We start from the raw sequence: 23,201 nt of genomic DNA on the forward strand, positions 1-23,201 counted from the left end.
CCCGGTCAGTGGGGCGACGTTGAACACCGTCCCGGCCGCCGTAATAGCTGATGCGGCGGTTGTCGACGTGATGGACGACCTTGCGGTGGTAGACGTGTTTGACACGCCGTGTGTCGATACGGTTGTACTCGCGGTTGTAGTGGAAGTGTCGGTCCTTCCAGTAGCCGCCCGAATATCCCGAGCCGATATAGCCGAACCCATAGTTGATGCCGCCGTAATAGCCGACGTGCTGGCCCCAGTAGCCGGGATACCAACGATAGACGTTATTGACATAGCCCCAGTAGCCGGGGGTCCACAGCGCCCCCATAAAGGGCGGCAGACTCCAGGCGCCGGGCACCCAGTAATAGCCCCCCCGGTTTAGGGCCCAGTAGCCGGGCGTCCAGATATAGTCCGGACCCGGAATCATCGGCTGCTCGTAGATGGGCAGCGGTGGCGGTGGTTCGTTCCAGGCGTTGACGCCAATACTAATAGAAACGTCGGCGGCCGCTGCGGGTAGCGGGGCAAGTAATGCGACGGCCAGTGAGCCCGATATCAACACACTGGCAGATAGGCGTTTGAATGTCTTCATAGCGATCTCCCGTAGGGAAAATCTTTAGCGATAGTGGCGATAACGAGAACCGTGATGTCCCGAGTAATGTCCGCCGTGGTGGTGGCTCGGTTGTGCGTAGCCGTACCCGCCGTGGCCACGGCCGCCGTGACCGTGCGGAACCACAATGCATCCAGCCAAGGTCGTGGCGGTGATAAGCAATATGGCAAGGGTTTTCATGATGTCGCTCCTTCAGCAACGTACGGGTTGCTCCGTACAGACGCGCCTATTTAGGCATACGGCAAGGGGCTACATCGATTTCTGTAATCGTTTAGAAATCGTTTAATCGTGACGAATGCGCATATTCGTGACCATCTGTATAACGACCGTGACAATCGCCCGCGAGCGTGGTCGCACTCTCGATATGAGTGTAAGTGGACGTAAACAACCGATGGACTCAGGCGGGCTTTTTCGGGATTTTTCTTGCGCCGCTGTGGGTCTTTTTTGTGCTTTTCGTGGCTTTTGTGCCCTTCGCCCCTTTGCTTGCACGCTCTTTAGGGGCTGGGCTATTGGCGATTTGTAGCTGTTCTACCCAGCCCAGCGTGTCCAGATAGGACAAAAACTGATGCAGATAGCCCGGCGACACGTCGCGCATCATTGATAACGTACGGTGCACCAGATGATTCGAGTTGAGCGGGCCGGCGTTTTCGTGGACTTGCTCTTCGGATTGCCTGACTTGCCGGTTAGCACTGACGCGAGACCACGTGGCGCGAAATTCGTCCAGCACCGGCAGTTCGGGATAGCGCTCGCGCAGATTATTGACGCGACTTGCGAAGAGGTGATTGGTGCCTGGGGGGACGAGCGTCGCCAAGTGATTCACGAGCGTGCTGAGCGTGTCGTCTTGCCGTGCCTTGCGTGGCGTGGTGGCCGATGCGGCGGCGCTGTCCAGGTGCGTTCGATACTGTTGAAGCAATTCGCTCAGGCGCGCATCGAGAACTTTCCTGGCGTGGCCCTCAAGTTTGACGGCGCGCGTGGCCATGGCCTGAATAAACTGAAAGCGCACGGGATCCAGACGATCGGCACCTTGTTCGCGCCAAGCGTCCAGGGCGGCCTGGATGTCGGAATGAGTGGCATCAGTCACGGGCGGCGGCGGCCTCGTTCGAGGTCTTTGGAATGGGGGCGATTTCTACGCGCCGATTGCTGGCGCGGCCGTCGGGGTCGCCGTTTGATGCGACGGGACGTTGTTCACCAAAGGCCGCGGCAAACAAGATATCGGGCGAGATGCCATTACGGATCAATTCACGGGTGACGGTCAATGCGCGCTGGGCGGAGAGCTCCCAGTTATCGGAAAAATGACGGTTGTTTTCGTGGATCGGTTGATTATCGGTAAAGCCGCTGACCATCAATACTTCGTCGTGCGTTTGCAGATATTCCGTCAAGGGGGTGACCAGGCTTTGCAGTACTTTACGGCCTTCGGGCTGTAGCTGGTCGGAATTCAGGGCGAACAGCACGCTGCCGGCGATGCCGATGCGGCCGTCGATGAGCGTGACCTGTCCGGCGGCCAGAGGTACGGCCAGTGCGTGCTCCAGGGCCTCGCGGCGTTGGGTTTCTTCTTGACGCTGCTGGACTTCGGTTTCCAGTTTAGTGGAGAGCGCCAGTCGCTTTTTGACTTCGGATTCCAACTCGGTGGAGAGCTCGAGCTGCATGGCGATGACGCCTACCAGGATCAGCACAAACGCGCCGAGCAGCACCGTCATCAAGTCGCCAAAAACCGCCCACGCCGGGGCGGAGGGTTCTACACCAGCGTCGATTTCGTCTTTCATGACGCGGCTTCGCTATTGGCGCTGGCCTGTTGGTTGGCAAGCTGTTGCAGGTCTTCGATGATTTGCTTTTGCGACATGACGCTCAGGTCCACCACTTCGCGGGCTTGTGCGACGTAGTAGGCCAGTTGCTCGTCGCTGCGGGCCATCGATTTGTCGAGAGCGGTTTCGATGCGCTCGAGGTGCTCGACCAGCTTGTCGTTGGACTGACTGAAAAGCTGCACGGCCGTGCCGAAGGCTTCGCCCAGGCTGGCGACCTCGACGGCGCTGCCCGTAATGTGAGCTGCGGCGTCGGTCAGTTTGACGCTCTCTGTCTGGGCCGTGTTGGTGAATTGCGACCCCACGCGTTCAAAGAGCTCGGAGGAGTTGGCGATCAACGCGTCGACGGCGTCGCGCTGTTGTGTCGAGGCGTGATTTACAGCATCGAGCAGTGTGCTCAGCGTTTCCATCAGGCGACCGCGTTCTTCGAGCAACTCGTTGTCGCGGGCCATGCCATCGGACAAGCGTTGACGCAATTCGGAGATGACCGAGGCGGCTGCCCTGGGTGCCTCTGCGGCGGTTTGCACCAACTGGGCGACTTCTGCGATTGTGTCGCGCGCTTGGGTCTGGGTGTGGGTGGACAGTTCCTGCGCAGTTTGGGTCAGCGTGTCGCAGATTTCTTGCTGACGGAGGGCGGCCTGTGTGCTGGCCTGTTCCCATTCCTGGCGCAATGTAAGGGCGGTGTTTTCCAGGGAGACATTCAACGAGGACGCGATGTCGTCGAACGAGTTATGTAGCGTCGACGCGGTATTTTCCAGCGTGGTGCTTAGCGTGGTGGTAGTGCCTTGCAGTGAGGCGCTCAACGAGGCCGCCGTGTCTTCCATCGAGGCGTTCAATGAGTTGGCAGTGGTTTCGATCGATGTATTCCACGTGGACGCGATGTGATCGAGCGATGCCTTCCAGTTGTCCAGGCGTTGTTGGTCTTGTGCGATCAGTTGCGCTTGCAGGTCGGCGTGCGACTGACGGAGTTCGGCGATGACGCTGGCCGCGGCCTTGGGTGCCTCGGATACCGTGTGCAGCAACTGAGACACTTCGGTGATGGTGTCGCGGGCTTGCGCCTGGGTCTGCGACGACAATTCTTGTGCGGTTTTCGCCAAGGTGTCGCAGATGGTTTGCTGGCGCTCGGTGGCATGTGTGCTGGCCTGCGCCCATTCCTGGCGCAAGGTTGAGGCGGTGTCCGTCAGCGCGGTACTTAGTGACGATGTGGTGCCTGCTAAGGACGCACTCAAGGAAGACGCCGTGTTCTCCATCGACGTGTGCAGTGTACTGGCGGTGGCTTCCAGGTTGGTATTGAGCGCGCTGGCCGTGGTTTCGAGCGAGGTATTCCAATTCGACGCGATGTGATCGAGCGAGGCTTTCCAGTTGTCCAGGCGCTGTTGGTCTTGTGCGATCAGTTGGGCTTGCAGGTCTGCGTGTGACTGGCGGAGTTCGGCGATGACGCTGGCCGCGGCCTTGGGCGCCTCGGATACCGTGTGCAGCAACTGAGACACTTCGGTGATGGTGTCACGGGCTTGCGCCTGGGTCTGCGACGACAATTCTTGTGCGGTTTTCGCCAAGGTGTCGCAGATGGTCTGCTGGCACTCGGTGGCGTGCGTGCTGGCCTGCGCCCATTCTTGGCGCAGGGTCGACGCGGTGTCTGTCAGCGCGGCACTCAGGGACGATGTGGTGCCTGCCAGTGTGGTGTTCAGGGACGAAGTGGTGCCTTCCAGCGCGGCACTCAAGGACGATATCGTACTTTCCAGCGACGTGTTCAATCCGGTAGCGATGTGATCCAAAGCCCCTTTCCAGGTGTCCAGGCGTTGTTGATCATGCTCGGCGAGCTTGTTTTGCAACGCAGTGTGAGATTGATCGACACTGCGCAGCAGGGACGTGGCGTGTTGTTCCAGACCGGCGGTCGCGGCGATCAGTACACGTTGATTTTCCTCGGTCAGCTTGGCGTTGGTCCGCTCTTGTTGAGCGAGTGCCTGATTCCATATGTCGGCCACTGATGAGGTGGTGGCTTCGAAACGGCCGGACAGGCTTTCCAGTTGTTGGCGTATGGCGATGGCGAGGGTGTCTTGCCAGGCGCTGGTTTCGCGTGCCAGACCGGCCAGCGTGGATTGCACGGCAGGTTGGATGGCGTCGCCTGCTACGCGGGCGCTATCCATCACGCTTTGCTTGAGTGATTGCTCGATGGCGGTGGCCAGTCCGGTATAGGCCATCTCGGTTTTGCCGTAAAAGGCATCCTGGCTGGCGGCCAGGCGTTCGTGCAGCGTCTGGCTTTGCTTTTCCATGGCCGTCATCATGGCTTGTAGCCGTTCGACCAGAACGGGCATGGCCTCGGCCTGTTGCTGCATCAATTTGTACGTCTGCTCGCCCTGGTGGTTTTGCGAGTAAGGGCGCAGTGTGGTCGCGATCAGGACGTCCAGTTGTTGTGCGGCCTCGACGCGCGAGCGGCGGCAGAGCGCCGCCAGCATGCCCAGGGCAGCTGATGTTGCGACCCCTGCGACCGAGGTGCCAAAAGCAAAACCCAGGCCCTGGACGGGCGCTGCCAACGAGGCGCGGATGGCTTGCAGATCGACGGCGCTTTCAAGGGCGGCGCCAGTGCCTCGCAAGGTGGCGACCATGCCGAGGAAGGTGCCGAGCATCCCCAGCAACACCAGCAATCCCACTAAGTAGGGTGTCAGGCCGGGACCGGGCAGGGCGACACGCTGGCCCTCGATGCGCAGGCGCGTCGCGCCGCGCAAGCTGGGATGCAATTGGCTGAGCCAGCTATCCAGGCTGGAGGGGGCAACCGTCAGGCCGGACACGGCGCCTGACAGCGTATTTGTCCCGCGTTGATAGCGTTGCAGTTCAACCGCCCCGATCACATAGACCAGGCCGATCAGGAGGATGATCGCCAGCGCGAGCGGGTTGGTACCCAGGTAACCGGTACCGATCCAGCCTACAACGGCCAGACCGGCCAGGAAAACGACAAGGGAGAGAATGTTTCGGGTCATAGGGTACGGGTGGCACGGTCAACTGGTGCGCAGCGCGGCCAGCAAGCCTTCGATCGGTTGTAAACGGATGTCCAGTTCGGCCAGCAGCACACTACGCATATCTTTGCGAAAGGTGGCGAGCCAGAGGGGAATGACCGGCGCGACCGGTTTGCTGGCGCGAGGGTTCGCGCTAACACGGGTATTGGCCAATGGGACGGCGCGGGTCAGAGTCTGGACGGCGGGAGAGGGGGCAGCGAGCGCCGCCGCCTGTACCTCGCTGGATGGCGAGGCCGGGATAGTTGTTGCCGAGGCCTCGGCAGCCTTGACTGCGCGTTCTTGGGCCTCTTGCTCGGCTTTTTGGGCCGCTTGTTTCATGCGGTTGAAGTGTCTTTCCAGCAACTGCGGCACCGTGGCCAGTAGTTGGCGTTCCTGGATGCTCAACGAGCGCTCGACGATGGCGTCAACCATGGCCAGTCGCGCCCGCTCTGGCGTCTGGGCCGCGAGGATGGCGCGCAAGCTGCCTCGCAACTTGGCGATACTGGCCTCCATCGCTTGCTGGATCGTCTGATACCGTTTCCGGTAAATCGTGTAGTCGACGGGAATCTCTGGCACCGGGCCAGCGGTAACGGTCTTCGCGTCGCGTTGCGAGGGGACGAACACGTCCGCCGTGAACGCTTTTTCGTCCGCGATGGCATAGGCCAGCGCGGCGCGCATGCGTTCGTATTCCTGGAGCTCAGTGCTGTCCAGGGTGTTGGGGTTGGCGGCGACAGCCAATGGGCCTCGTTCCAGCACGGTGGAAAGGGCGATCGCATCCGTCCAGCCTAACCATAGGCTGAGCCGTTCTGAGAGAGGTTGGCGGGATTCAGAAACGTCAGCGTCCGTCAGACGAGCAAGCAGACGGATAAGCGTGGGGCCGCTGACACCTGTGCGCCGGGGTACTTGCACCATACGTGCCAGAGTCAAAATGCGCCAGTTTACAAGGTGTGCGGCGCACGGGCACGTTTTGCAACCGGTTTGCTGGTTTTTAGCCCCTGTCGGACTGAAAAAATCGATAAATTACGCATAATCGTGTCGGATGTATTGGGTTCTAGAGTTGCTGCTGCGCTTGGTCCTGCAGACATTGTTGTAGGTAACGCGCCGCATCGCTGAGCGCCCGATCGTGCGCCCAGACCAGGGCGAGCACAGGGTCGGACAGGGTCAGTAAATGCCGTGCCAACAGCCCTTGCCGCTGCGCGTAGCGCGCACCCAGGGTTTCGACAATCGCAATTCCCAGTCCTTCGCTGGCCAATGCGCAGGCGGTGGACGACTGGGCAACTTCGATGATCGGTTGAAAAACCAACCCTTGTCCTTCGGTGGCCTGCCGGGTGGCGCGGCCGGCGGGCAACGCGGTCGCCAGGACCACAGGCGAGGCGGCCGCCACCATATCGAGCGTCAATGCTGATCGTCCCGCCCAGGTATGGTCGGGACGCATTACGGCGTACAAGCTCAATGGACTGAGGGTTTGGCTGCCGACCCGGGTCAGATCCGCAGGCGATCCGATGATGATGCCCAAATCAATGCGGTGATCCACGGCCATTTCAATAATTTCCAGTGCGGTGCCCGCGCGTACGGTCGTGGTGACCGACGGATGTCGCTGGCGCATGGCGGCCAACGCGGGGGGCAGCAGGCTGGAGGCCGCTATTGCGACGGCGCCGACGGCCAGACGGGACAGCGCGCCCTGGCGGATATCGCCCGCCAAGCGGTCGACGGCTTCGATACCCGCCAGCGCGTTGAGGACTTCGGGGATCAGGGTGCGTCCCTGACTGGTGAGTTGCAGGCGACGGCTTTCGCGACTGAACAGCGCAAAGCCCAGACGAATTTCCATGTCGCGCAACAGGGCGCTCGCGGCAGGCTGGGTCATGTTGGATGCCGCCGCGGCCGCCGTCACGGTGCCGCGCTGGTACATGGCACGCAACAAGGTCAGTTCGCGTCGATTAAACATATGAAATTTGTATGAACTCAGTCTATCTATCTATTTGACCATATGATTGAGAGGTGACCACAATTCAGGCTGTCTTGTTTTCTGTGGCGGTGCGTGTCGCAAGCGATTGACGCATCGTTACGCTGAGTCTGGATGCCATGAGTGCCAATACGATTGTCTCTGTAACCTGCATCCCGATGCGGTTGCCTTTTTTTCACTGGAGTCCTCCCCCCTTGTTTGCGGGTCGTCCGCGCGACAAGCTCGATAGTGCGTTGGTGCGGGTGCAGACCCAGGATGGGATGGTGGCGTGGGGCGAGTCGTATTGCGTGGAGCCGCGTGCGCTGGAGGCGGTTTTCGATACCCTGATTGCGCCGCTGGCTTGCGGCAAAGACGCCGCAGATCAGACCTTATTGCCGGTTATGCAGCGCACGCTGCATAACCTGGGGCGCTCGGGGCCGGTCGTGCATGCCTTGGCAGGGCTGGACATCGCCCTGTGGGATTTACGTGCCAAACGCGAAAAGGTCCCGCTTTATAGTTTGCTGGGCGGCAAGCGTCGCGAGCGGGTGCGTGTCTATGCCTCGTTGCTGCAGTATTACGGTGACGCACAACGTCTGGACGATGTCGTGACGCGCGCGCTGGGCGAGGGATATACCGCAATCAAACTGCACGAACGCACGGCCGCGGCCTTGGGGGCGGCGCGCGTTGCGGCGGGTCCGCAGATCCCCATCATGGTGGATACGAATTGCGCATGGCTACCGGACGAAGCCCCCGACGCCATTGCCGCCATGATGCCGCATGACCCTTATTGGATCGAAGAACCCCTGTGGCCACCCGAGGACGACCAGGCGCTGATGCGATTGAAGCGAGCGTGTGCCGTGCCTTTGGCGGTCGGGGAGAACGCCAGTAGTGTTTATGCTTTGGCGCGTTTGATCGAGCAGCAGGCGGTGCAGTATGTCCAGCCCAGTGTGATCAAGCTGGGCTTGAGCGCGGCGTGGGCCTTGGCGCAGCAATGCCAGGCGACGACCGTATGCTGCGCACCGCAGGTGGCCTTTTTTGGGCCGGGATACTTGGCGAGCCTGCATCTGATCGCGGCCCAGCAGCAAGAGGTCTCGCTGGAGCGCCTGTACGTCGAACTGGCGCACGTACCCTATGGTGAAACGGTGCCGATCGAGGCGGGCTGGGTGAACGTGCCCGATACGCCAGGGCTGGGAGCGGATCCCGAGCCGGCGCTCATGCAGGGCAAGTACCGACAGTAAACGCATATATATAAAGCGGAATACCAATAACCGGATACGCAAAACAGGAGACACGATGAAATCATCACGCAGAACATTTATGGTGGGCGGCGCGGCACTCGGGCTTGGCGTGATCGCCGCCACCAGAGGGCGGCCCGCAGTGGCCGCGGACTATCCGGCTGATGCCGTGCGCATGATCGTTCCTTATCCTCCCGGTGGCGCGACGGATGTGCTGGGGCGCATGGCGGCCCAGACCTATACAGAGGCATTTGGACAATCGTTTGTCGTGGAAAACCGTGGGGGAGGCGGCACGACGATCGGGACGCGCGCGTTGGCGACAGCCAAGCCCGATGGCTACACGATCGGGATGGTGGACTCTACGTTTACGATCAATCCCGGCCTGTTGGGCGATCGTGTGCCTTATGACACCCTGAAAGACTTCTTGCCGATTTCCCTGATGGCGACAGCGACATTTGTCCTGGTGGTGCATCCGTCGGTGCATGCGCAGGATTTGGCGCAATTCATTCGCCTGGCCAAATCCAAACCAGCGAGTTTGTCCTATGGATCGGCGGGGGTGGGCAGCGGCCCGCACCTGGCAGGTGAGCAACTGCGGCAAGAGGCCGCGATCGATATCTTGCATGTCCCGTATCGAGGCGGTGGTACGGTCTTTACCGATTTGCTTGGGGGGCAGATACAGTTTGCGTTTGCCACGGTGCCGAGCATGCGCGCACATATTCAGGCGGGCAAGCTGCGGGCGTTGGCGGTGACCAGCGAGCAACGCTCATCACTATTGCCTGATGTACCGACTTTTAGCGAGCAGGGGCTGCCAGGCGTGAATCTTTCCCCATTGTTCGGTTTGATCGCACCTGCAGGCGTACCTTCTGCGGTGATCGATAAATTGTCGTCGACCGTGAGTACCTCAATCCGGTCGGGCAGCTTGCACAAGGCGTTGCTGGAAAAGGGCTTTAATCCGGTAGGGAGTACGCCGGCCGAGTTCGAGCAGCGTATCCAGGCCGACGTGGCCAAGTGGATCGAGTTAATTCAGCGTGGCGGGATCAAGGTAGAGTGAACGCAGCACGACCTGCTGCGTTCACCGATGTCCCTTCCCTGTGACGTTACTGATTGCCCGTTGCCTCACAGGCTGCCCTGTGCCCACAACTGCAGTTTGTTGGCGAAGATCTGCCGTACCCGAGCCGCGTTGCCGTCCGAAAACCCGGCGCTGTGAGGGGAGGCAATCACATTTTTCAAGCCCCAGATCGGGGAGTCGGCAGGCAGGGGTTCGTGATAGAACACATCGAGAAAAGCCCCGCCCAGTCGGCCGTCTTGTAGTGCGTGAACGAGTGCGGGCTCGTCGATGACATGGCCGCGCGCGACATTGATCACGCAAGCATGCGCCGGCAGGAGCGTCAGCAAGTCCGCACTGATCAACCCCCGTGTAGCGTCAGTCAGAGGGCAAGCCAGGATGAGCCAGGATGCCGTGGGCAATACCTCATGCAACTGGTCATAGCGCACGGTGCGCAAGTCCGGACCTGCGGGCTCCCCGCTGTGCCGGGCGACGGAGACCTCCAGGCCCAATACTTGCAGCAACTGCCCAATACGCTGTCCGATGCCTCCCCAGCCGACGACGACCGCATGTTGTCCCTGCAGGTCGCGCGGGGTCTTGCCTTCGCCCAGCAGGGGTTCCCATGAGTGCTGTTGCTGCGCCTGCAGGATCTGCGGGAGCTTGCGTGCCAGAGCCAGCAGACCCGTCAACGCGGATTGGGCGACGACCGCATCTGACGCACCGTGCGAGGCGGTCACACGCACCCCGCGCTGCTGTTGCTGTTGGTAAAAATCGCGATCGATCCCTGCGGAATGAACGTGCAGCCATTGCAGATTTGGCGCGGCACGCAGCGCCGTATAAAAACGCTCCGTATCGGGCATGATCTCGAACTTGGTCGAACGGCCTGTGACGTCCCGGGAAATAAAAGCGGCCTCGATGTGAGCCGCGATTTCGTCCCCGGGGTGGCACAACTTGATGGCGCGTTCCAGCGTCGGGAGCAAGGGCGCCAGGAGCGGCGCTTCCCGCTCTGAGCATAGGATATGCAGTGGCGCGGTATCGCTCACTGTGCCGCTACGTCCGCTTGCTCGACGATCTTCTTCCATTTTTCGTATTCGACATGAGTGAATTTATCAAAATCTTCTGGTGTGCCGCCCACGGCGATCGCACCTTCGCTCAGCATGTTGTCCTTGAGGCCGGATAGCGCATCATTGACGCCTTTGTTGATTTTTGCGATGACATCCGGCGGGGTGTCCTTGGGCGCGAAGAAACCAAACCATGAGCCCGCGTCAAAGTCTTTAAAGCCCTTTTCCTGGACGGCGGGCAGGTCAGGCAGCGAAGCCAGTCTCTTGTCCGTACTGACTGCCAGGGCACGCAGCTTACCGGCGCGGATTTGCCCCATGACCGAGGGCGCGGTCGCGAACATAAAGTCCAGTCGGCCGGCGATCAGATCGTTGATGGCATCGGCGCCCTTATAGGGAACGTGGGTTGCATTGGCCCCCAGGTGCTGCATCAGCAGATAGCTGGACAGATGCGAGGAGGTGCCGACGCCGGTCGAGCCATAGTTCAGGTCTTTTTTCGATTTGGCGTACTTGATGAAATCATCGAAATTCTTGATCGGCAGCTCTGGCGGTACAACCAGTACGTTGGGAACCGTCGCAATCTGGACGATGGGGGTCAAGTCGGTCAGCGGGTCGTAACTCAGCTTTTTCAGAGAGGGATTCACCGCGATCGGGCCGACCGAGTCGACGATCAGGGTGTACCCGTCAGGTTCCGAGCGCACCACATATTCGGTGCCGATATTGCCGCCCGCGCCAGGGCGGTTTTCTACGATGAACGACTGTTTCAGTGATTGAGCCAGTTTCTCGCTCGTGGCGCGCGTGAGCTTGTCGGTGGTGCCGCCTGCCGTGAATGCCACGATGACTTTGACGGGCCGATCGGGATACTCGGCGTGCGCGGGCAGGGCCGTGCCCAGGGCCAGGATACCGGCGCTCAGCAGGGAAATGCAGCTTTTCTTCATAAGGAGTCTCCTCGTTATTTTCTTTGTATTGCGTGGCGTCTACTGGAGAACCAGCGCCCACCGCTGTCGTACATCAGCCGCATCGGATGATGCGGCTGTGCTTGATGGCAAATCAGACCTTGCGTAAAAAAAACTGCATGCGAGCGCCCGACCCGCGGGGGACCGCTTAGTTGCGATAGCTGTTGTCCATCCGGTCCAGCTTGCGCAACAACGCCGGCCACTCCATGACGCCGTACGGGCGACGCGTGCCAGGCTGGTAGTTATTCCAGGTTTCTTCGAGGACCTCGGGCGAAATGGTCTGTAGGGGTTGTTGCGTCGCTTGGGCCGCCAGTTGTGCCCGGCAGGAGAGTTCCAGGCGATGCATCCAGTTGAAGGCCTCGCCCACGGTGCGGCCCACCGTCAAGGCGCCGTGGTTGCGCAGGATCAGGGCTTCCCCGTTGCCCAAGTCCTCAATCAACGAGGCTTGTTCTTTGGTATCCAGCACCACGCCTTGATAGTCGTGATAACCGATTTTCAGAAAGCGCATGGCGGTTTGCGTGGCCGGTACCAAGCCACAAGCCAGGGACGAGACGGCCATCGAGGCCCAGCTGTGCGTGTGAATGACGCAATCGACCTCATGGCGGGCGGCGTGTACGGCACTGTGGATGACGTAGCCGGCCTTGTTGATACCGTAGTCCAGATCACCAAAGTCGGGTTTGGACAGAATATTGCCGGCCAGGTCGACCTTGATCAGGCAGGATGCGGTGATTTCCTCGTACATCATGCCGTACGGGTTGATCAGAAAGGCGCCGTCTTCGTCGGGCACCCGAGAGGAGATGTGGTTGGCCATCATGTCGGCCATGCCATAGATTTCCACCAGCCGATAACAGGCGGCCAGATCGACACGTGCTTTCCATTCTGCTTCTGAACATTGATCCCGCATGGAAGGGATTTGCAGTACGCCGGTGTGACTCATGGTGATCTCTGGTTTTTCTGTGGCTTGAGGTGATCGCTGGCCGAAGGTAATGGCTTGTCTCGGGAATAAGTTACTACTGTAATGGTGATTGCCGGCTTGCGATATTGAAGATACCTAAAGAGGGCTTCACGGATGGTGAAGTGCGCGGGCGTGCCGTCGCGAATGGCGGCGCGTCCGAGCGCCAGGGCCGAGGCTGGGCAAAATGGGAGGGGCGCGGTACTCTGTATCATCCCGCAGGCTTGTATCAGTTTGCCCAATTTCCACGAAGGAATAGCCTCATGAAATACCGTCGTCTCGGTACCAGCAATTTGCGTGTTTCCCCATTGTGCCTGGGAACCATGATGTTTGGTGAGCAAACCCCGTTTGATGAGGCAGAGCGTATCGTTGCCTCGGCACGCGAGGCCGGGATCAACTTTATCGATACGGCGGACGTCTATAACGGCGGCCGGTCAGAAGAGGTCGTGGGAAAGCTGCTGGGCGGCCAACGCCATGATTGGGTGTTGGCGACCAAACTCGGTAACGCCGTTGCCAAGGCCCCCAACCATTCGCATTACTCCCGTCAGTGGGTGGTGCAAAGTGTGGAGACCAGTTTGGCCCGACTGGCGACGGATTACATCGATATCCTGTACATGCATCGCGATTTTCACGAAGAAAATCTCGAAGAGGCAATTCGTGCCTTGGGGGATTTGATTCGCGCGGGCAAGCTGCGCAGTTTTGGTCTTTCCAATTTCCGCGGCTGGCGGATCGCGGAGGTCGTGCGTTTGTGCCGTGAGTTGAACGTGCCGCAACCGGTGGTGTGCCAGCCGTACTACAACATGTTGAACCGGGGCCCCGAGGTCGAGATTTTGCCGGCTTGCGGCCATTATGGCCTGGGCGTGGTGCCCTACAGCCCCATCGCCCGAGGGGTGTTGACGGGGAAGTATGCGCCCGGACAGGCGCCGGCGGCCGACACCCGTGCAGGCCGCGGCGACAAGCGCATTCTGGATACCGAATTCCGCGAAGAGTCCCTGCGAATCGCCGCCGAGCTGACGGCGTATAGCGAAGGGCGCGGTGTCAAACCCGGTCATTTTGCGACGGCCTGGGTGTTGGCCAACCCGCTGATTTCCTCGGTGATCGCCGGGCCGCGTACGCTGGCGCAAATGCAGGACTACTATGCGGCCGTGGATGTACAGATCACGCCCGAGGAAGAAACCATGGTCAACGGATGGGTAACGCCGGGTCATGCCTCGACGCCGGGGTATAACGATCCTAGTTACCCATTTTATGGTCGGCCAGTGGCCATAGCCGGGTAAACCGCGACATCGCGGCCGGCACAAGCGGGGCCGGTGACGCCTTCGGCCCCGCATCTGGTCCCGTTACACTGATATCAGACGTCCTACATCACGCGGCTAGCTCGCGATTTGCCCCATCGGCTTGAAATACGCCAACTCGCCGCTATATACGTAGCATGGTTATGAGGGCAAGCTCATGAGATCGCGAGATTTTTCATCCTGGATCTGGGGCGATGCACAATCGCTGCTGGAGCACGCCGAGCGCCTGCATCGACAGTTGCTGCGCGCAGGACCCGCGGATGCACCCCACTGGGAACCCCCGGTGGACATTATCGAGACCGCTACCGCTGTTTTGGTTTATGTCGCGCTGCCTGGCGTACCGTCCGAGCGGCTGGTCGTGGCGTTCGATCCTGGCGGTATCACGGTTTCGGGGGTACGCCCCATGCCGTGTGCGGCCAATGCCCGCATTCACCGATTTGAAATTCCCTATGGCCGTTTCCGCCGCCGCATTGCGTTGCCGTTGCACGCGCTTGAGCCGGAATCCTCTACGCTGGCAGACGGCTGCCTGGTGTTGACGCTGACTAAAGTAAGGGAGGCTCCATGAGCGATACCCGTGTTTTGCCCGATGACGCACGCATCATCATTCCGTTGCGCGATGCGGTGTTGTTTCCGGGCGTGTTGTCGCCCGTGACGGTGCGACGGGAATCCTCTGTCGCGGCCGCGCAAGAGGCCGTCAAGACCGAGCGTCCCGTCGGTTTTCTGTTGCAGCGTGATCCGTCTAAAGACGAGGTGGGACCCAATGACCTGTGCTGGGTTGGGACCGAAGGTCCGATCGCCCGCTACATCACCGGGCAAGAGGGCGCCCATCACTTGCTGGTGCAGGGGCAGTCGCGCTTTCGTGTCCTGGAGTTCCTGACGGGTTGGCCGTTCATGGTGGCTCGCGTCGCCGAGGTCGAGGCGAGCGACACGCAGGACAGCCAGATCGAGGCGCGTTTTCTGCAACTGAAAGAGCAGGCGACTGACGCCATCACCCTGTTGCCCAATGTGCCTGACGAGCTCATCGGCGTCGTACGCGGTATCGAGTCGCCCGGCCTGTTGGCCGACATGGTGACGCACATGATCGACATCAAGCCAGAGCAAAAGCAGGACATTCTGGAAACGTTCGACTTGCCGACTCGTCTGGACAAGTCCATCGAACTGTTGGCCGGGCGCGTCGAAGTTCTGCGACTGTCCAAGGAAATCGGTGACCGTACCCGGGCGCAATTTGATGAGCGGCAGCGCGAGACCGTGCTGCGCGAACAATTACGTCAGATCCAGAAAGAACTCGGCGAAGTCGATGACAGCGCCGTCGAGATTGCGCGCCTGAAAGACGCCATCGAAGCGTCGGGCATGCCCGACGAGGTGCTGAGCCATGCCCGCAAAGAATTGGGCCGTTTGCAACGCATGGGCGAGACCAGCGGCGAGTCGGCCATGTTGCGCACCTACGTCGAGTGGCTGACGGAGCTGCCCTGGAAACAGACGCTGCAGCCGCCGATTGATTTGGCAGAAGCCCGCAAAGTGCTGGACGATGATCACTTTGGCCTGGACAAGATCAAGCGCCGTATCCTGGAATATCTGGCGGTGCGCAAGCTCAACCCGCAGGGGCGTAGCCCGATTCTGTGCTTTGCCGGACCACCTGGGGTAGGCAAGACCTCGCTGGGGCAATCCATTGCGCGGGCGACCGGGCGCGCCTTTCAGCGCGTGGCCTTGGGTGGCGTCCATGACGAAGCCGAGATTCGCGGTCACCGGCGCACATATCTGGGCGCATTGCCAGGCAATATCATTCAGGCGATGCGGCGTGCCGGGACGAATAATGTCGTGCTGATGCTCGACGAGATCGACAAGCTCGGCGCCGGCGGTTTTCATGGCGACCCGGGCAGTGCCTTGCTCGAGGTGCTGGATCCCGAGCAAAACCATAAATTCCGCGACAATTACTTAGGCGTGGATTTCGATTTGTCGCACGTGATGTTCATCTGCACGGCCAATATGCTGGACACGATTCCGGGGCCGTTGCGCGACCGGATGGAGATTATTCAACTGCCCGGTTACACGGAAGAAGAAAAAATCCAGATCGCGCGCCGCTATCTGGTCGCGCGTCAATTCGAGGCCAACGGCCTCAAGCCAGAGCAAGCTGAGCTGACCGATGCGGCCTTGTCATCCATCGTGGCCGATTACACCCGCGAGGCGGGCGTACGTCAGCTCGAGCGCGAGGTGGGTGCGGTGTTGCGCCATGCCGCCATGCAGGTGGCCGAAGGCAAGACCGAGCACATCGTCATTGATGCTGCGGACTTGCCCGATATCCTGGGCGCTCATCGTTTCGAAAACGAGGTCGCGCTGCGTACCAGTGTGCCCGGCGTGGCGACTGGGTTGGCCTGGACCCCCGTGGGCGGAGATATCCTCTTTATCGAGGCGAGCAAGACGCCGGGTGGCGGTCGTTTGATTTTGACCGGCCAACTCGGCGATGTGATGAAAGAGTCGGCGCAGACGGCGTTGACGCTGGCCAAAATCTGGAGCGGAGATGCGCTGGAGAAAACCGACGTGCACATACACGTTCCCGCCGGTGCCACGCCCAAGGATGGGCCTAGCGCCGGGGTCGCCATGTTCCTGGCGCTCGCGTCATTGCTGTCTGGGCGTCCGGTGCGTTCGGATGTGGCGATGACGGGTGAGGTCAGCCTGCGCGGTCTGGTGCTGCCGATCGGCGGTCTCAAGGAAAAAACCCTGGCGGCGCTGCGGGCGGGCATCACCACGGTGATGATCCCGCGGCGCAATGAGAAGGATATCGACGATGTCCCTGCCGAGGCGCGACAGAAGCTGAAGTTCCTGCTGCTCGATCGGATCGAAGACGCGATTCGCTATGCGATCGACGGGCAGGAAACCCCGGCGGCGGCCACCCCTGTGGCCGCTGCCCCCGTGGCCCAGGCCTAGTAGAGGGTAGGGGCTGGCAATGCAATCAGGGTGATGCCGCTGTTATTTCGGGATCACCCCGCACGCGATGCGGCCCGCCCCGCCGCCCAGCGGTTTGGGATGATCGCTGTGATTGTCGCCACCCGCATGCACCATCAATGCCCGTCCCTGGACGCCGGATAACTTCAGGCGCGGGGCAAGCACCGGCGTCGTAGCGGTGCCGTCCGCACCGACATACAGCGCTGGCAGGTCGCCACGATGGGCATCGTCATCCCAGGGTGTGCCGTGTTTTTTGGTGCCATCCGGGTCGTAATGGCCACCGGCACCGCCCGCTGGGACTGTCTTGCCGTCCTTTTGGGTGGCATCGCAACTACCGTTTTCATGGACGTGGAATCCGTGCACACCGGGTGGCAGATCCTTCAGGTTGGGTGTCAGCACCAGGCCGTACTTGCTCTCGGCCAGGCTGACCGAGCCGATTTCCTGGCCTGGGCCTTTGTCCGTGGTCAAGTGCACCGGCACCGTGACATCGGCATAGGCGTTTGCAGCCAGGCCAAGCAATCCGGCTAACAACGTGTTTTTCAGATGACGCTTCATAAGTTCCTCCAGCAAAGCACATAGGGCAGCGGCGAACGGCGAACACCCCTGTTGAAACTCGCAAGCAAGTATTTAGGGTACACACGCCAACCAATCCCCGGCAAGAAAATCGCCTGAGAATTTCAAGAAAAATAACGACAAAGCGTGACTAGGGAACGGTTGGCTGCGGTGGTTCAATATCCGGTATCAACCGTTTCCCCAGGCTGACGACCTCATCTTGCTGGAATGCCAGCTTTTTGTAAAACGCCACGACGGCGGCATTGCCGCTGCGCACTAACAGACTGATTTTTGGACAACCCATGGCCAGCAGTCGATGTTCGACTTCCTGCATCAATGCGCCGGCATAACCGCGTCGCTGATATGCCGGTGCCACCGCCAGATAGTTGACCCATCCCCGGTGTCCATCGTAGCCCGCCATGACGGCAGCCACGACATTGCTCCCCACTGTTCCGACCAGAAACATCTCGGGTTGTACCGTCATTTTGCGGGCAATGTCCTTGTAAGGGTCGTTCCAGGGGCGCGTCAGTTGGCAGTCGTGCCACAGTTGTACGACGGCATCAGCATCCGCAGGTTGAAAGGGCCGGATAGAAAACTCGGGGGCATGCATGCGTTGTTCCTTTAAGTTTCTACAATAATAGCCATATCGACAAAACGTAGAGAACGGAGACTTTGGATGGATGCGGATTTTTGGCTGGAACGTTGGCGTGATGGGCGCACGCATTTTCATCAGGCACGCGTGACACCGCTGTTGGCGAAATACTGGCCCACGCTGGAGGTGCCTGCGGGCGGCAAAGTGCTGGTGCCGCTGTGTGGCAAGTCGCTGGATATGGTGTGGCTGGCAGAGCAAGGGCATCAGGTGCTGGGCGTCGAGCTGTCGGCCCTGGCGGTGGAGCAGTTTTTCGCTGAAAACGACCTGCAGCCCGTCGCTCGCGATGCCGACCAGGGGCGTTATTTCATCGCGGGAAACATCGAAATTTTTTGCGGCGATATTTTCGCTTTGGGGGCGGACGTATTGGGGAATTGCGTGGGAGCCTACGATCGTGCCGCGTTAGTGGCGTTGCCCACGGAAATGCGCGAGCGGTATGCCAAGCATGTCTATGGTCAGTTATCCGACGCTTACCGGGGGCTGCTGATCACCCTGGATTATGAGCAAAGCCAGATGGAGGGGCCGCCGTTTTCTGTGCGCGACGACGAGGTGCAGGCGATATACGCGGCCCATTCGGATGCGATATTGATCGACCGGCGGGATATCCTGACAAAAGAACCGAAGTTTATAGAGCGGGGGTTAAAGCAACTGGATACGTTGGTGTTTAGACTGCAGCGACACATCGGCTAGCGTGCCGTATCGGAGAGGCCATGAGCGTTCGCATCGTAAGATTGGGATCACCACGTGCTGACCACGAGGGTCTGCGCATTGGCACGGTGCGGCGTCCGCCGCGCGGCGTGCCCAAGGCCGAATTCGCCAGTCGAAATTATTACGATGTCTGGCTCCCCATCTTGTCGCCTAGCCCCGAGCTAGTGACACAGGCGCTGGCCGTCACTAACGATACCCAATGGCGAGGCGTCGCTCGCAAAATGCAAGCCGAGCTCAATCACGGCGACGCAGCCAAAGTGCTGGATATGCTGGCGGCGTTGTCCGCCACCACGGATTTTTCTGTGGGTTGCTACTGCGAAGACGAAAATCGCTGCCATCGCAGCGTGCTACGCCAATTGCTGGCCGATCGCGGTGCCGTTCTGGCGTGACGCGTTGCCCCTCCCGGGGGCGTATCGAGCCATAGGTTGATTTTTATCAACGATTGAACATCGTTGCGCCCGGATGGGCGCGGGGCAGGCTTTATCGTCATGACTTGCTCGTGGACGAGCCTGTTGGGTGCTGGTGACGATGATTTGTGTCGATTATTGCGAATATTGACGCAATGTGCCGCGTGCAGTAATGTACCCAAGCTTTGCCTGTAAGTTGATCGTCGACAAGGACACCCTCGATGACATCTCTTTCGCGCAATCTTGTCAGGCCGCCTCCGTAGCGCCTAAGCATCTTGTAGCCCTCTACAAATGCCACCAGGAGCCTGACAATGAGTTATTTCCTCGATCGCCTCAAATACTTTACCCGCGCCAAAGAGTCTTTCTCTGATGGGCACGGTAGTGTGGTTCAAGAAGATCGGGGGTGGGAAAAAGCCTATCGCGATCGTTGGCAGCACGACAAGATCGTACGATCAACGCATGGCGTGAATTGCACAGGTTCCTGTTCCTGGAAAATCTACGTCAAGGGTGGGATCGTCACCTGGGAAACCCAGCAGACGGATTATCCCCGCACACGTCCCGGCATGCCGAATCACGAACCCCGCGGCTGTTCGCGTGGCGCGTCGTATTCCTGGTATTTGTATAGCGCCAATCGCGTCAAATATCCGATGCTGCGTGGCCGATTGGCCCGTCTGTGGCGCGAGGCCCGCAAGACGATGACGCCGCTGGCCGCGTGGGAACACATCTGTACGACACCGGGTCTATCGGATGACTACAAGCGCGTGCGCGGTATGGGCGGATTTGTACGGGCGACCTGGAACGAGGTCAATGAGCTGATTGCCGCCGCCAACGTCTACACCATCAAGCGCTATGGGCCCGATCGTGTCATCGGCTTTTCGCCGATTCCCGCGATGTCCATGGTGTCGTTCTCCGCCGGCAGTCGGTATCTGTCGTTGCTGGGCGGCACGATCCTCAGTTTTTACGACTGGTACTGCGACTTGCCGCCCTCTAGCCCGCAAACCTGGGGCGAGCAAACCGACGTTGCCGAGTCCGCGGATTGGTACAACTCGAGCTTTATCGTGATGTGGGGCTCGAATGTGCCACAGACGCGTACGCCGGATGCCCATTTCATGGTCGAGGCACGGTATCGTGGCGCCAAAGTCGTGTCGATTTTCCCTGACTATGCCGAGGGCGCGAAGTTCGGCGACGTGTGGCTGCATCCCAAGCAGGGCACCGATGCCGCCTTGGCGCTGGCGATGGGACATGTGATCCTCAAAGAGTTTCACCTGGAGGGCAAGAGCGACTATTTTCGTGAGTACTGCAGGCAGTATTCGGATATGCCATTCCTGGTGCGCCTGATACGCCAGGGCACACATTACGTACCCGAGCGCATGCTGCGCGCGTCGGACTTCCCCGACGGACTGGGACAAACAAACAACCCCGAATGGAAGACCGTGGCCTGTCGTGACGGGTCCGGCGAATTGGTCGTGCCGGGTGGGTCTATAGGCTTTCGGTGGGGGCAACAAGAAGGCGGCGATCTCGGCAAATGGAATCTGGATGCCAAGGATGCCGATGGCAATCCCCTGACGCTGGGCTTGTCCCTGGTCGGTCAGCATGACGAGGTGGTGCCGGTGGCATTCCCCTATTTTGGTGGCCGCCAACATGATTATTTCCAGGGTACCGACCACGCAGATGTCCTGGAGCGCAACATGGCGGTGCGGCGCATCCAGACCGTGGAGGGTGACGTCCTGGCCGTGACGGTGTATGACCTGTTGATGGCCAACTACGGATTGGATCGTGGTTTGGGCGGCGCCAATGTCGCCACGTCATACGACGATGACGTGCCCTATACCCCCGCCTGGCAGGAACGCATCACTGGCGTCAAGCGCAACGATGTCATTACGGTTGCGCGCCAGTTTGCGGAAAATGCCGACAAGACGCAGGGCAAGTCCTCGGTGATTCTGGGCGCGGGCCTGAATCACTGGTATCACATGGATATGGCTTATCGCGGCATCATTAATCTGGTCGTGATGTGCGGCTGTGTCGGCAAGTCGGGCGGTGGCTGGTGCCACTATGTCGGCCAGGAAAAGCTGCGCCCGCAGACGGGATGGACCACACTGGCCTTTGGCCTGGACTGGTGCCGCCCGCCGCGTCACATGAACGGCACGTCGTTTTTCTATGCCCATACCGATCAATGGCGCTATGAAAAGCTGAAGGTGTCCGAAATTCTTTCGCCGTTGGCCGATAGCGAGGCATTCAAAGGGGAATTGATCGATTTCAACGTGCGCGCCGAACGAATGGGCTGGTTGCCCTCGGCCCCGCAATTGCAGACGAACCCGTTGCAGGTCGTGCGCGACGCGCAGCAGGCGGGTCAGGTGCCGGCGGACTATGTGGTGCAGGCTTTGCGCGATGGCCGTCTCAAGCTGTCGTGCGAAGACCCCGATCATCCCGACAACTACCCGCGCAATATGTTTGTGTGGCGCTCGAATCTGCTGGGTTCGTCAGGCAAGGGGCACGAGTATTTTCTCAAGCATCTGCTCGGTACCGATCATGGCGTCCAGGGCAAAGACCTGGGTGAGACCGGCGAGGACAAACCGCAAGAAGTCGCGTGGCATGACGAGGCGCCCAAAGGCAAGCTCGATCTGCTGGTGACTCTGGATTTCCGCATGTCGACGACGTGCGTGTATTCCGATGTGGTGTTGCCTACGGCCACCTGGTATGAAAAAAATGATCTGAATACGTCGGATATGCATCCGTTTATTCACCCTTTGTCGGCGGCCGTGGACCCTGTATGGGAATCGCGTAGCGATTGGGAAATCTACAAAGGAATTGCCAAGGCGTTCTCCGATATTGCACAGACTGAGCTGCCCGCAGCGCAGGACCTGGTGCTGACACCCTTGCAACACGATAGCCCGTCGGAATTGGGCAACGCTTTTGGCGTGCGCGATTGGAAGCAGGGGCAAGTCGAGATGATCCCCGGCAAGACGATGCCCGCGATAGCCGTAGTCGAGCGCAACTATCCGGATTTGTACAAGCAGTACACCTCGTTGGGACCGCTGACGCGCAAACTTGGCGTGGGAGGCAAAGGGATCAATTGGGCGGCGGGCGAGGAATGCGACCTGCTGGGTCAGTTGAACTATCAGGTGACCGAGGAAGGGATCAGCCAGGGCTTGCCGCGCCTGGACACAGATATCGATGCCGCCGAAACCATTCTGACGCTGGCGCCCGAGACCAATGGCGAAGTGGCCGTCAAGGCATGGAACGCATTGTCCAAGATCACGGGGCGTGACCATGCACACCTTGCGCTGCCTCGCGAACACGAGAAAATCCGCTATCGCGATTTGCAGGCACAGCCTCGCAAGATCATCTCATCGCCGACGTGGTCGGGTGTGGAGTCGGATCACGTGAGCTACACCGCGGGCTATACCAACGTGCACGAGTTGATCCCCTGGCGCACGTTGTCGGGCCGCCAGCAGCTCTATCAGGATCACCTCTGGATGCGCGCCTTTGGCGAGGCGTTGTGTGTGTATCGCCCGCCTGTGGATACCAAATCCATCGGGGCCATGAGGGATGGCCGCCACGATAACGGGAATCCCGAGATCGTCCTGAACTTTATTACCCCTCATCAAAAATGGGGGATCCACTCCACGTATACCGACAATCTGATCATGTTGACCTTGTCGCGTGGCGGGCCGATTTTGTGGATTTCGGAGAAAGACGCCGTCAAGGCCGGCCTGGTGGATAACGACTGGATCGAGGCCTATAACGAAAATGGCGCACTCGTGGCCCGCGTAGTGGTGAGTCAGCGGGTGCCCGAAGGCCTGACGATGATGTACCACGCGCAGGAAAAAATCGTGAACATGCCGGGTTCCGAGATCACCGGTGCTCGCGGCGGTATTCACAACTCGGTGACGCGCATCGTGCTCAAGCCCACGCACATGATCGGTGGCTATGCCCAACTGTCCTACGGATTGAATTACTACGGGACGGTAGGCTCGAACCGGGATGAATTTGTGGTTGTACGCAAGATGCGCAAGATCGATTGGCTCGAAGGGCAGCGCGCCGCGCAGCCCGCACCCTCACAAGCCTGAGCACCGGAGAC

The 23,201-nt window shown here is 60.0% G+C and carries 19 protein-coding genes and 1 pseudogene; 8 read left to right on the top strand and 12 right to left on the bottom strand.

Annotation, left to right across the window (positions count from 1 at the left end; genetic code table 11):
* Window positions 1-331: 331 nt before the first annotated feature.
* The 7 genes and pseudogenes from ACYVDM_RS23530 to ACYVDM_RS23560 form a co-directional block, all read right to left on the bottom strand.
* Window positions 332-568: pseudogene (locus tag ACYVDM_RS23530) on the bottom strand (YXWGXW repeat-containing protein); the annotation flags it as partial.
* A gap of 24 nt (window positions 569-592) precedes the next feature.
* Entirely contained in the window at window positions 593-766 is a 174-nt protein-coding gene (locus ACYVDM_RS23535) for a hypothetical protein (protein WP_415790198.1), read from the bottom strand.
* A gap of 217 nt (window positions 767-983) precedes the next feature.
* Window positions 984-1,667, bottom strand: a complete 684-nt coding sequence (locus tag ACYVDM_RS23540; RefSeq protein WP_415790200.1) for a DUF2894 domain-containing protein — start codon at window positions 1,665-1,667, stop codon at window positions 984-986.
* Window positions 1,660-2,349: an OmpA family protein gene (locus tag ACYVDM_RS23545; protein WP_415790202.1), complete on the bottom strand. Its 690-nt coding sequence runs from the start codon at window positions 2,347-2,349 to the stop codon at window positions 1,660-1,662. Before ACYVDM_RS23545 ends, ACYVDM_RS23540 begins: the two co-directional genes overlap by 8 nt.
* On the bottom strand, window positions 2,346-5,363 hold the full coding sequence (locus tag ACYVDM_RS23550) for a DUF802 domain-containing protein (protein ID WP_415790204.1): 3,018 nt from the start codon (window positions 5,361-5,363) through the stop codon (window positions 2,346-2,348). The genes ACYVDM_RS23545 and ACYVDM_RS23550 overlap by 4 nt, the downstream gene beginning before the upstream one ends.
* 18 nt (window positions 5,364-5,381) lie before the next feature.
* On the bottom strand, window positions 5,382-6,290 hold the full coding sequence (locus ACYVDM_RS23555) for a DUF3348 domain-containing protein (protein WP_415790206.1): 909 nt from the start codon (window positions 6,288-6,290) through the stop codon (window positions 5,382-5,384).
* A 139-nt stretch (window positions 6,291-6,429) separates the two neighbouring features.
* Entirely contained in the window at window positions 6,430-7,323 is an 894-nt protein-coding gene (locus ACYVDM_RS23560; protein ID WP_415790208.1) for a LysR family transcriptional regulator, read from the bottom strand.
* A gap of 137 nt (window positions 7,324-7,460) precedes the next feature.
* On the opposite strand from ACYVDM_RS23560, the gene ACYVDM_RS23565 reads away from it, so the two are divergent.
* Window positions 7,461-8,558: a mandelate racemase/muconate lactonizing enzyme family protein gene (locus ACYVDM_RS23565; RefSeq protein ID WP_415790210.1), complete on the top strand. Its 1,098-nt coding sequence runs from the start codon at window positions 7,461-7,463 to the stop codon at window positions 8,556-8,558.
* Window positions 8,559-8,613: 55 nt separating this feature from the next.
* A complete protein-coding gene (locus tag ACYVDM_RS23570) occupies window positions 8,614-9,606 on the top strand; it encodes a Bug family tripartite tricarboxylate transporter substrate binding protein (RefSeq protein ID WP_415790212.1) in 993 nt (330 codons plus the stop codon).
* 65 nt (window positions 9,607-9,671) lie between these two features.
* On the opposite strand, the gene ACYVDM_RS23575 is transcribed toward ACYVDM_RS23570, so the two are convergent.
* The 3 genes from ACYVDM_RS23575 to ACYVDM_RS23585 all read right to left on the bottom strand — a co-directional run bounded on the left by ACYVDM_RS23575 (window position 9,672) and on the right by ACYVDM_RS23585 (window position 12,551).
* On the bottom strand, window positions 9,672-10,682 hold the full coding sequence (locus ACYVDM_RS23575) for a D-2-hydroxyacid dehydrogenase (RefSeq protein WP_415790214.1): 1,011 nt from the start codon (window positions 10,680-10,682) through the stop codon (window positions 9,672-9,674).
* A complete protein-coding gene (locus ACYVDM_RS23580; protein WP_415790216.1) occupies window positions 10,640-11,596 on the bottom strand; it encodes a Bug family tripartite tricarboxylate transporter substrate binding protein in 957 nt (318 codons plus the stop codon). Before ACYVDM_RS23580 ends, ACYVDM_RS23575 begins: the two co-directional genes overlap by 43 nt.
* A gap of 166 nt (window positions 11,597-11,762) precedes the next feature.
* A complete protein-coding gene (locus ACYVDM_RS23585; protein ID WP_415790218.1) occupies window positions 11,763-12,551 on the bottom strand; it encodes a class II aldolase/adducin family protein in 789 nt (262 codons plus the stop codon).
* A gap of 278 nt (window positions 12,552-12,829) precedes the next feature.
* Between ACYVDM_RS23585 and ACYVDM_RS23590 the strand changes: the two genes are divergently transcribed.
* The 3 genes from ACYVDM_RS23590 to lon all read left to right on the top strand — a co-directional run bounded on the left by ACYVDM_RS23590 (window position 12,830) and on the right by lon (window position 16,786).
* Complete coding sequence (locus tag ACYVDM_RS23590; protein WP_415790220.1) at window positions 12,830-13,843, top strand: aldo/keto reductase; 1,014 nt, start codon at window positions 12,830-12,832, stop codon at window positions 13,841-13,843.
* Window positions 13,844-14,018: 175 nt separating this feature from the next.
* The gene (locus ACYVDM_RS23595; RefSeq protein WP_415790222.1) at window positions 14,019-14,426 is read left to right on the top strand and encodes an Hsp20/alpha crystallin family protein; all 408 of its coding nucleotides are present in this window, start codon (window positions 14,019-14,021) and stop codon (window positions 14,424-14,426) included.
* Window positions 14,423-16,786 (top strand): endopeptidase La, encoded by a 2,364-nt coding sequence (lon, locus tag ACYVDM_RS23600; protein WP_460475477.1) that lies wholly within the window; start codon window positions 14,423-14,425, stop codon window positions 16,784-16,786. Before ACYVDM_RS23595 ends, lon begins: the two co-directional genes overlap by 4 nt.
* Window positions 16,787-16,828: 42 nt before the next feature.
* Here lon and sodC read toward each other — a convergent pair whose 3' ends face one another.
* Complete coding sequence (sodC, locus tag ACYVDM_RS23605; RefSeq protein WP_415790226.1) at window positions 16,829-17,359, bottom strand: superoxide dismutase [Cu-Zn] SodC; 531 nt, start codon at window positions 17,357-17,359, stop codon at window positions 16,829-16,831.
* Between the two features lie 148 nt (window positions 17,360-17,507).
* On the bottom strand, window positions 17,508-17,966 hold the full coding sequence (locus tag ACYVDM_RS23610; protein WP_415790228.1) for a GNAT family acetyltransferase: 459 nt from the start codon (window positions 17,964-17,966) through the stop codon (window positions 17,508-17,510).
* A gap of 66 nt (window positions 17,967-18,032) precedes the next feature.
* Here ACYVDM_RS23610 and ACYVDM_RS23615 point away from each other — a divergent pair, with 66 nt between their 5' ends.
* From ACYVDM_RS23615 to ACYVDM_RS23625, 3 genes are all read left to right on the top strand, one after another.
* Window positions 18,033-18,695 carry a thiopurine S-methyltransferase gene (locus tag ACYVDM_RS23615; protein WP_415790230.1) on the top strand — a complete coding sequence of 221 codons (663 nt, stop codon included), beginning with the start codon at window positions 18,033-18,035 and terminating at the stop codon, window positions 18,693-18,695.
* Between the two features lie 20 nt (window positions 18,696-18,715).
* Complete coding sequence (locus tag ACYVDM_RS23620) at window positions 18,716-19,102, top strand: DUF488 domain-containing protein (RefSeq protein ID WP_415790232.1); 387 nt, start codon at window positions 18,716-18,718, stop codon at window positions 19,100-19,102.
* Between the two features lie 329 nt (window positions 19,103-19,431).
* Window positions 19,432-23,190, top strand: coding sequence for a nitrate reductase subunit alpha (locus ACYVDM_RS23625; RefSeq protein WP_415790234.1), 3,759 nt, complete (start codon window positions 19,432-19,434; stop codon window positions 23,188-23,190).
* Window positions 23,191-23,201: the final 11 nt, after the last annotated feature.

It is taken from the genome of Bordetella tumulicola (assembly GCF_054779135.1).